Origin of the sequence: Methanospirillum sp. (assembly GCF_028679455.1) — an archaeon.
Lineage (GTDB): Archaea > Halobacteriota > Methanomicrobia > Methanomicrobiales > Methanospirillaceae > Methanospirillum.
In genome coordinates, this window is sequence record NZ_JAJRBM010000179.1 from 1 (window position 1) to 8,582 (window position 8,582).

6 protein-coding genes are annotated in these 8,582 nt (G+C 45.9%); 3 read left to right on the plus strand and 3 right to left on the minus strand.

The annotated features are described in order from the left end of the window. From LUQ50_RS06060 to LUQ50_RS06070, 3 genes are all read right to left on the minus strand, one after another. Positions 1–932: response regulator (locus LUQ50_RS06060; RefSeq protein ID WP_300037700.1), on the minus strand; the 932-nt coding region annotated here is incomplete at its 3' end. 4 nt (positions 933–936) lie between these two features. After that, positions 937–3,216, minus strand: a complete 2,280-nt coding sequence (locus tag LUQ50_RS06065; protein WP_300037701.1) for a histidine kinase dimerization/phosphoacceptor domain -containing protein — start codon at positions 3,214–3,216, stop codon at positions 937–939. 82 nt (positions 3,217–3,298) lie between these two features. Then, the gene (locus tag LUQ50_RS06070) at positions 3,299–4,720 is read right to left on the minus strand and encodes a PAS domain S-box protein (RefSeq protein ID WP_300037704.1); all 1,422 of its coding nucleotides are present in this window, start codon (positions 4,718–4,720) and stop codon (positions 3,299–3,301) included. A gap of 352 nt (positions 4,721–5,072) precedes the next feature. Here LUQ50_RS06070 and acs point away from each other — a divergent pair, with 352 nt between their 5' ends. From acs to LUQ50_RS06085, 3 genes are all read left to right on the plus strand, one after another. Beyond that, positions 5,073–6,962 (plus strand): acetate--CoA ligase, encoded by a 1,890-nt coding sequence (gene acs / locus LUQ50_RS06075; RefSeq protein ID WP_300037707.1) that lies wholly within the window; start codon positions 5,073–5,075, stop codon positions 6,960–6,962. A gap of 148 nt (positions 6,963–7,110) precedes the next feature. Then, positions 7,111–7,338: a YwbE family protein gene (locus LUQ50_RS06080; protein WP_300037710.1), complete on the plus strand. Its 228-nt coding sequence runs from the start codon at positions 7,111–7,113 to the stop codon at positions 7,336–7,338. A gap of 267 nt (positions 7,339–7,605) precedes the next feature. Then, on the plus strand, positions 7,606–8,376 hold the full coding sequence (locus LUQ50_RS06085; protein ID WP_300037713.1) for a hypothetical protein: 771 nt from the start codon (positions 7,606–7,608) through the stop codon (positions 8,374–8,376). Positions 8,377–8,582: the final 206 nt, after the last annotated feature.

The window sequence follows — 8,582 nt, forward strand, 5'->3', positions numbered from 1 at the left end:
ATTGATATTTTTCTGAGCCGGTGTGTCTCTTCAGTAGATGCCAGGTACTGGATCTCCTGAATCCGGGAAACAGTCTCATCCAGCAGCGTGTTCATTCCCGGATTTAATCCTCCACCAGCTGCCGGTTCGGGAACCATCATCGACGTGATGAACTGCAGGGCTCCTTTGTCCATAAGTGGGATCATGTCAATCCTCACCCTACGTATTATCTCATGAATCTCAAGAGGGCCGTTTGTTGCAAATCCCTTCCCCTCCTTAAAACGGTCACTGCCTGAAGCCCAGATCTTTTGAAAGAGATCTGGCAACTCTTCAATTGACTTTGGCACTCCGGCTTTCAGGGAATCATGTTTAAAAAATGAACGGCAGGCGTTGTTCATGAAGATTATATCCCCTCCTACGGTAAAGAGCATGACCGGATGTGGAATAGACTGGATTGCCAGGATCGCAAGCCGGTAATCACCTGCTTTTAAGGGTGATGGCGTAGGTTGAGATTTTACCGGTTGGGGCTCGGGCTCGTGTTCTGGTTCAGGGGGATGCGCCTGTTGGGTGGTTGTCTGATATAATTTGTGTTTATGGGCAACCATCTCAATATTGCTGTATAATTCGCGTTCTTTGAAGGGTTTGATCAGATAACCGAAGGGCCCGGACTCAACTGCCCTCTTGATAGTATCATCATCAGAATGAGCGGTGAGATAGATGATAGGAATCTTGTACTGCTGATATATCTTCTTTGCAGTTTCAATTCCATCCATATCCCCCTGAATTCTGATATCCATCAGGATGATATCTGGTCTCTTTTCTCTGGCAAGATTTATCGCTTCCAAGCCGTCAAAGGCACTCCCGACCACCTCATATCCAAGTTCTTTCAGGGTTTTTTCAAGGAGCACAGAAGTGACAGCTTCATCTTCAACGATCAGAATCTTCCGCTTCATGGGTTTATCCGCTCCCCTGATTGTCATTGAATACTATCGTGATTGTGGTTCCTGGTCCTTCCGGATACCTAATCTCTCCTTTGAGCTGGTGGACAAGCCGGTTTACCAATTCTGTTCCAAGTGAGGTACCTGAAGTTTTCTTCTCTTTTGGCATCCCACGTCCGTTATCTGATATTTCCATTCGATACATGTGATCATGATGGGTGAAGGTCACCCGTATCTCCCCTTTTCCCTCTGGCTCAAAGGCATATTTGACGGCATTGGTTATCAATTCATTTAATATTAATCCGCAGGGGATACACCGTTCAATGTCAAGAACAATCGTGGAATCAATTTCGGTGATGTACTGAATTGATGAATTCGCACCTTCATACTCCTGTTTCAGGTGATTTATCAGGTTTTCAACATATCCTTTGATATTGATATTACCGATGTCATGTGAACTATAAAGGAGTTCATGAATCGATGCCATTGAAAAGACCTGATTCCGACAGTCCTGCAGAATTTCAGTTGTGACCGGGTCTGTTGTCCTCATCGCCTGAAGTTTGAGTATCCCTGAAATGACCTGAAGATTATTTTTTACCCGGTGATGAATTTCCTTCAGGAGCAGTTCCTTCTCATGCAGTGAAGCGATGATCTGCTCTTCATCTCTGACTCTGCTGGTTACATCACTATAGATAAGAAAGATCTCACTCTCGTTTCCAATATGACTTTGTGAAAGGTATACTTCCCTCCATTTTTTTCCAGATGGGGTGTTCAGATAAATCTGGGGAAGATTCTGTGGTTTTCCATACGTCAGAAGATTGGACAAAGCGTCATTAAGGGGTTTGGGGATGGAAAGGCCGAAGTATTCCTGGAATGTCTTCCCAAGCAGGGTCTCTTTTTTTCTGCCTTCCATAATCTCTGCGGCAGCATTCATCTCAATTAAAATGAACCTGCCATCCCCGTCATGGTCCAGAAATATTGCGCAACCTGCATTCATATTTGAAAAAAGCATGTTGAGCCTGTTCTGGCTGGTCTTAACCTGGTCATCCAATACTTTCTGACGTGTAATGTCAATGATAAATCCTTCGAGCCCGATTAGGTCTTCGTTTTCATCATATACTCCTACCCCCTGTTCCATGACCCATTTAAATTTCATGGAACTGGTGAAGATCCGATACGTCAGTTTGAACTGCGCATGTCTGTTCACTGCCCGCTGGATAACCTCTATAATCCGAGGACGGTCATCCGGATGAATGAGTGAGGTGTAGGTTGGGTTCTGATTCTGAACAAGGTCTGACGGGTGATAACCGGTGAGTGCCAGACTCCCTTCACTTACAAACTCCATGGTACGTTCCTCATCAAAGAGGCACTTGTATACCATTCCAGGCAAGTTGGTAATCAGGGTGTTGACCATCCTCTCGCTCTCCCTGAGAGCGTCCTCAGCGATACAATCGGAAATGTGACCGGCTATCTGTACTACGATTCCATGGAGTGATCGCTGAAGAGGTGTTGGTAATTCCTGGTCGTTTTCGTGTGATGCAAGATGGATAAGGCCGATTGGTTTGCCATGGTGGGTGAGGGAGATGACAACATCTGAATGTATGTTTTCACTGGTAAACAGGGTTCGTGAATATTCCTGGATAGTCTTCTGATCTCTGAATACTGTGTCTGACACTCTGAGTAATGAGAAGAAGAGAGGAATGAGGTGTGCCTGAATGATGTGATCGCTATATTCGGGTGAGAAACCATCAACAGCTGTAAGTGAGAGATGGTCGTGGTCGTCCATCAGGTATATGGCAGCAGCATCCATAAATGAGGTTTTTATTGCTGCCTTCAGACATTGAGCAAGTATTTCTTTGATCTCTCGTGAATTTGCGCTGGCAATGGCAAGATCACGCTGAATAACCAGGTTATTTTCAGCCCGTACCAGTTCGACTGCGGTATTAACCTTATGGGCTAGTTCGGTAAAGGCAATATGCGGGCTTTCTTCCTTCTGGACATAAAAATTCGCACCACTGTTCAGTGCTTCCACAGCAACTTTTTCCCGTTCTTTGACGGTAAAAAGGACAAATGGAATCTGGGCATCTTCTTCACGAATTCTCCGAAGCAGTTCCAGGCCATCCATACCGGGCATTGCATAGTCTGATATTACTGCATCGAATCGTTCACTGCTTAATTTATTCAACGCTTCTTCTCCGGATCCGACGGTCTCTACTGAGAAACCAAATCTCTTTTCAAGGATCTGACACCCGAGATCAAGGAGCACTAATTCGTCATCAACCAGAAGAACCTTGGTCATATCCATTCACCCGGCATGGTCCGTACGTTGATCTTGACATACGGATGCATAATAATTCGGATCTTGGTGTGATTAATCTGGTCTACGTGCTGATGCCGTGTTCTGGTTCATCAGTCATAATGATCTGCCTGGCAATGGAGCAGAAGAGCGACAATGGACCGGCTGATATGAATTTACGTGATATCTCCACTGGAATGAGTTCTCCATTTCGTCGGCGATGAACTGATCTGACTCGTGAGGAATCTTCCGTAACGCTGTTATATTCCCACATCTGATCCCATGTTTTCTGCGTGATCTCAGGGTTGATGCCAAAGACTGTAATCTGCTGGATCTCTTCTCTGGTATATCCGAGAAGTTTGCATGCAGTCTCATTTGCCCGATATAATGCTCCTGTTCTCTCAAAAAGGAGGATGGAGTCTGATGCCTGGTCAAAGACAAATCTGATGATTAACAGTTCGCGCTCAAGTTTCTCCCTTCTGGCAATCTCTGCCATGAGATCCTGGTTTGCGGCCTTCATTTCTCTTGTGCGTTGAGTAACAATCGCTTCGAAGTTGCTATGATAGGTGTGTAGTTGTTCCTCCAGATGTTTGCGCTCGGAGATGTCAGAACCAATCGCCTGATATTCCCTGATGGTCCCATCCTGAGTAAAAATCCCCCGATAATGCCATTCCTCCCAGGAAACCATCCCGTCAGGTTGGATAACTTTGAATGTGATGATCCCTGTAGGGTCTTCCCTGGTCAGCATGGATCGAAGTGTCTTTAATTGGTTCAGGTTTTCGTGGGATATGACCGGTTCATATGGAAATCCAACGATTTCATCCCTGGTTCTTTCCATTCGCCGGCAGAATGCATCATTGGCATAGGTGAGGAGCCCGTCAGGCCGGATGCGAATTACGAATTCGTTCTGATCTGAAGCAAGTGCTTCTGCTTCTCTTGTACAGATTTCTGCCTGTTTCACTGCCTGCTGAAACAGGGTTTCATCTTTGCAGATTAATACGCATCCCGGACGACCATCTTCACAGACTGCAGGAATTATCGAAATTGTAAGTTCCTTCATCTCTTCTTTTTGGCGGATGGTGAGGTTGACACTGCTCTTCTCACCTTGAATCGCCAGTTTGATCCCGGGCATCATCTCTTCCTGAATGAACCCTGCCAGGTCAGAATCAGAGATCTGCCGCCCGGTTAAATCATCGGAAAGACCCAAAAGTCCTGAAATTCCATTTCCTGCACTCCCGATAACCAGCCGGCAGGTGATGAGAAGATACGGCTCACAAGTGAATGTAGAAATGGCTGAAGAAGGAATACGTGCAGCAAGGTGGTACACTTTGGCAGTACTTACGATCCGCAGATCTGCTTCTCCTTTCATCTGGAGCCCGTCCATGTATCTTGCAACTGTTGTCCGGTGTAATCCCAGTTTGCGGGACAGATCGGTAATTGACATCCCCCGTGGATGTTCTGCTAAAAGTTCCCGTATTTTTGTTAGCTCCTCAAGATCTCCAATCATCCAACCCCCTGAATTATGCGACAATGGTTTACGTCCTTTCTGTCGTACATAGCCTTCTGCAATTAACCAGATAAATCATCGCCTCCTACTGATTTACTCATACAAGTGTCAGTGATTAATTTAAAATCTCATAATGTTGCCTATTTTTAAATTTTAATCGAACACATGCAATTAATTTCTCTTCAGATATGTACGACATATACGATCTATTAAATATGACTCTGTATAATCTCTGATCAGAGTGGTGCATCCACTCCGGAATATTGGTGCATCATTACTCTCCTCTAATCGTATCTGATTTCGGATCTGACTGGGGGGTATTCTTAACGATTAATCATGAAGGTGACTTACTATGGCCGAAGATTTTGAAGTCAAACTTGAGAATAAGGCATACATACCTGATCCGAAGTACCAGGAAAACTCAGCATTGGGTGATTACAAAGCAGCTTATCGGGCATTCTGTGAAAATCCCGATGCATTCTGGGATGAAAAGGCTCGCGAACTCCAATGGATGCAACCCTGGGATAAGGTCCGTGAATGGGATCATCCCTATGCACGATGGTTTACTGGTGCAAAACTGAATATCACCGAGAACTGTCTGGATCGTCATGTAAACAACGGGCGCAGAAATAAACTCGCCATCATCTGGCGAGGGGAAGACGGAGAGGAAGAGGTACTGACATATCGTCAGCTGTACCGGTCAGTGATGCGGTTTGCAAATGCGTTGAAAAATCTGGGGGTGAAGAAAGGAGATCGGATCTGCTTTTACATGCCTTTTGTTCCCGAGCATGTCATTGCAATATTGGCATGCGCAAGAATCGGTGCAGTCCACTCGATTGTGTACGCCGGGTTCGGAGCCGAGGCACTTCACTCCCGCATCAGGGATGCTAATGCAAAGATTGTAATCACTGCCGATGTCGGAAAACGCAGGGGAAAGACGATACCCCTCAAAAGTATTGTAGATGAGGCAGTGCATAACGCCCCGAGTGTTGAGAAGGTTATCGTCCTATGCAGAGAAAAATGCCCACTTGAATTGTACTCTGAGATTGAAGTGGACTTCTATGGGATCCAGGAAGGGATGGCTGAAGAATGTCCTCCTGAAAAGATGGATGCAGAAGATCCACTCTTTATCCTGTACACCAGTGGGACTACCGGATCCCCCAAAGGGATCGTCCATACCTGCGGAGGATACATGGTTGGTACTCATTATACCTGTAAATACATCTTCGATATCAAGGAGAATGACGTATACTGGTGCTCTGCTGATCCTGGCTGGATCACCGGCCACAGTTACATCGTATATGGTCCGCTCTCCGTCGGAGCAACCGTTGTAGTTACAGAGACCACTCCTGACTATCCGGATTTTGGGGTCTGGTGGAGTATTGTTGAGGAGTTTGGGGTATCGATATTTTATACGGCTCCGACAGCAATCAGAATGTTCATGCGGGTTGGAGAAGAATGGCCGAACAAGTATAACCTGAGTTCGCTCCGGATCATCGGATCAGTTGGTGAACCACTTAACCCTGAAGCCTTTGAGTGGTATTACCGTGTGATCGGAAAGAACCGGTGCCCGATCCTGGATACCTGGTGGCAGACTGAAACCGGTATGCACATGATCACAACTCCGCTTGGTATGCCAATGAAGCCGGGTTTTGCCGGAGTTCCGATCCCAGGTGTTGTTGCTGATGTGGTGGACAAGGATGGAAATCCGGTGCCCCCGGGACAGGGTGGCCTGCTGGTTATCAAAGAGCCCTGGCCGTCGATGATGCGAACGGTATATGGCAATGATGAACGGTACCGAAAGTACTGGACGCAGATCCGGGATTATTATACGGTCGGAGATCTTGCGGTAAAAGATCAGGACGGGTATATCATGATACTGGGAAGATCTGATGACATCATCATTGTGGCCGGACATAATCTCGGGACCGCAGAGGTGGAGTCGGCCCTGGTTGAACATGAATCAGTAGCAGAGGCAGCAGTTATCGGGGTTCCCGATGATATCAAAGGCCAGGCGGTCAAGGCATTTGTGACTCTGGTACAGGGATATGAGCCGAGTCAGAAACTTGTCGCTGAACTGACCTATCATGTCCGCATGAGTATCGGACCCATTGCCATGCCAAATGCAATCGAATTCATGGACAAACTCCCCAAAACGAGGAGTGGTAAGATCATGCGACGGGTACTCAAGGCAAAAGAGATGGGGCTGGATCCCGGGGATATCTCCACGCTAGAGGAGTAAATATCCCAATTTTTTGTTTCATCATTTGTCTCTCATGGTAGGTTCATCCAGACATCATTCTATATGAGTGTAAGGGCTATTTGATACGGGAAATCTCAATTGTTTTGAATATGGCAGGGATTATCTCATAACTGAAATCCTGATTTATATGGTTGGAGATGGGAAAGACAGGGGGACGATTTGTCCGGGCGTTCGGGTAGATATTGTACAGAAACAGGATCAGCGTACCGGAAAGAAGACTCGGGGGACCGTCAAAGAGATCCTCACAAACTCAACATATCATCCCCATGGAATTAAGGTTCGCCTGGTAGATGGAAAGATTGGCAGAGTTTGTCAGATCCTTGGAGAAGAAACCTTATCTGGAACCAGTTTGTAAAAATGGAGTCATATCCCCTACATTATTTCAGAGAGTATATTGTTCTCCCGTCTTGTGGTGATATCAGATAAAATACTGATCCGGTTGGAGATCTTAATCTGTGTAATACGCAGCTTCCTGCGCGGTATGTTCACTTCTTTTTTATGTTCTGCTCTCCTGCCAGATTATGAGTCGGAATTCACAAATCCGGTACCTGCCCGATAAGTATGCGCGAAACCTGATATCCTGGAACATGAGAGATAAATACTGGATATCTGTACAGGAGGAATGGCTGGTACGATCTGCCTGCGAATGGTTCTGACATTACTGGTGAGCATGGTGCTGCTTGGCACCGCAACGTTTGCAGAGGATGTTAGAGATAAACATAATGAAACGGGTCAACATGGTGATGGTGTCATGTTGGTGGTAATCACCCCCGAATCTCATAGCACTGAAATTGGAGATGAGATTCATCTCAAAGGAACTATTGACAAATCGCTTATAAATGGTGCACCATCAGATGCGATTATTCTCATTTCAGCCCCGGATGGAAGTCTTGCCGATACTTTTGTGCTTTCTTCTCCTGATCAGCATGGCGGATTTTCTTACGCTCTTCCCGCAGATGTAGGTGGTGACTGGGGATTTGAAGCATTATATAATGGTGTATACAGCCCCAAGGCTGAAGTTGATGTGATCCCCTCAGCAAAATCTGGTAAAACCACGCTTACACTCTCCGGATGGCCGGTATACCCCCGCGTCGGAGACGAAGTCACCTTCAAAGGGAGGTTGACAGATTCATCAGGGAAAGGAATTCCTGACCGGAAGTTGCATTATCAGTTTGTCTCTTCTGACAGTGGCTGCGTAGCTGAATGTCATAGTTCAGACGCTTTAAACTGGCTGCAGGCAGGGGTCGAAGAGACTGATCTGGCTGGGGAGTATAGTTTCAGGTTACCGGTTGTGGAAGAAGGGGGAGTATATGTACGGGTGCTTTTTGATGGTGATGAACAGTATATACCCATTATGAGCAAGGTTATTGGGATAACTGCAAAAAACTCATGAATCTTTTTAAAAAGCAATAATATCAGTATTGGTTCGTATCTCTGTTCTGGATCTGATCCAACCCTTTTAATATTTGCGTCTGCGTTTGGTAAGCCGTTCCTGTTATCCGGATGTTATGAAGAACGGTTCAGCCTGAAAAAAATGAACCTGTTATGTGGATAGATATTTTTCGGGTTCCCTTTCAAATGCCTCAAGGCATCCCTTAC

Bases quoted from the DNA above. Each gene is read 5' to 3' on its own strand.
- LUQ50_RS06065 (WP_300037701.1), bottom strand. From the start codon at position 3,216: ATGACCAAGGTTCTTCTGGTTGATGACGAATTAGTGCTCCTTGATCTC.
- LUQ50_RS06070 (WP_300037704.1), bottom strand. From the start codon at position 4,720: ATGATTGGAGATCTTGAGGAGCTAACAAAAATACGGGAACTTTTAGCA.
- acs (WP_300037707.1), top strand. From the start codon at position 5,073: ATGGCCGAAGATTTTGAAGTCAAACTTGAGAATAAGGCATACATACCT.
- LUQ50_RS06080 (WP_300037710.1), top strand. From the start codon at position 7,111: ATGGTTGGAGATGGGAAAGACAGGGGGACGATTTGTCCGGGCGTTCGG.
- LUQ50_RS06085 (WP_300037713.1), top strand. From the start codon at position 7,606: ATGGCTGGTACGATCTGCCTGCGAATGGTTCTGACATTACTGGTGAGC.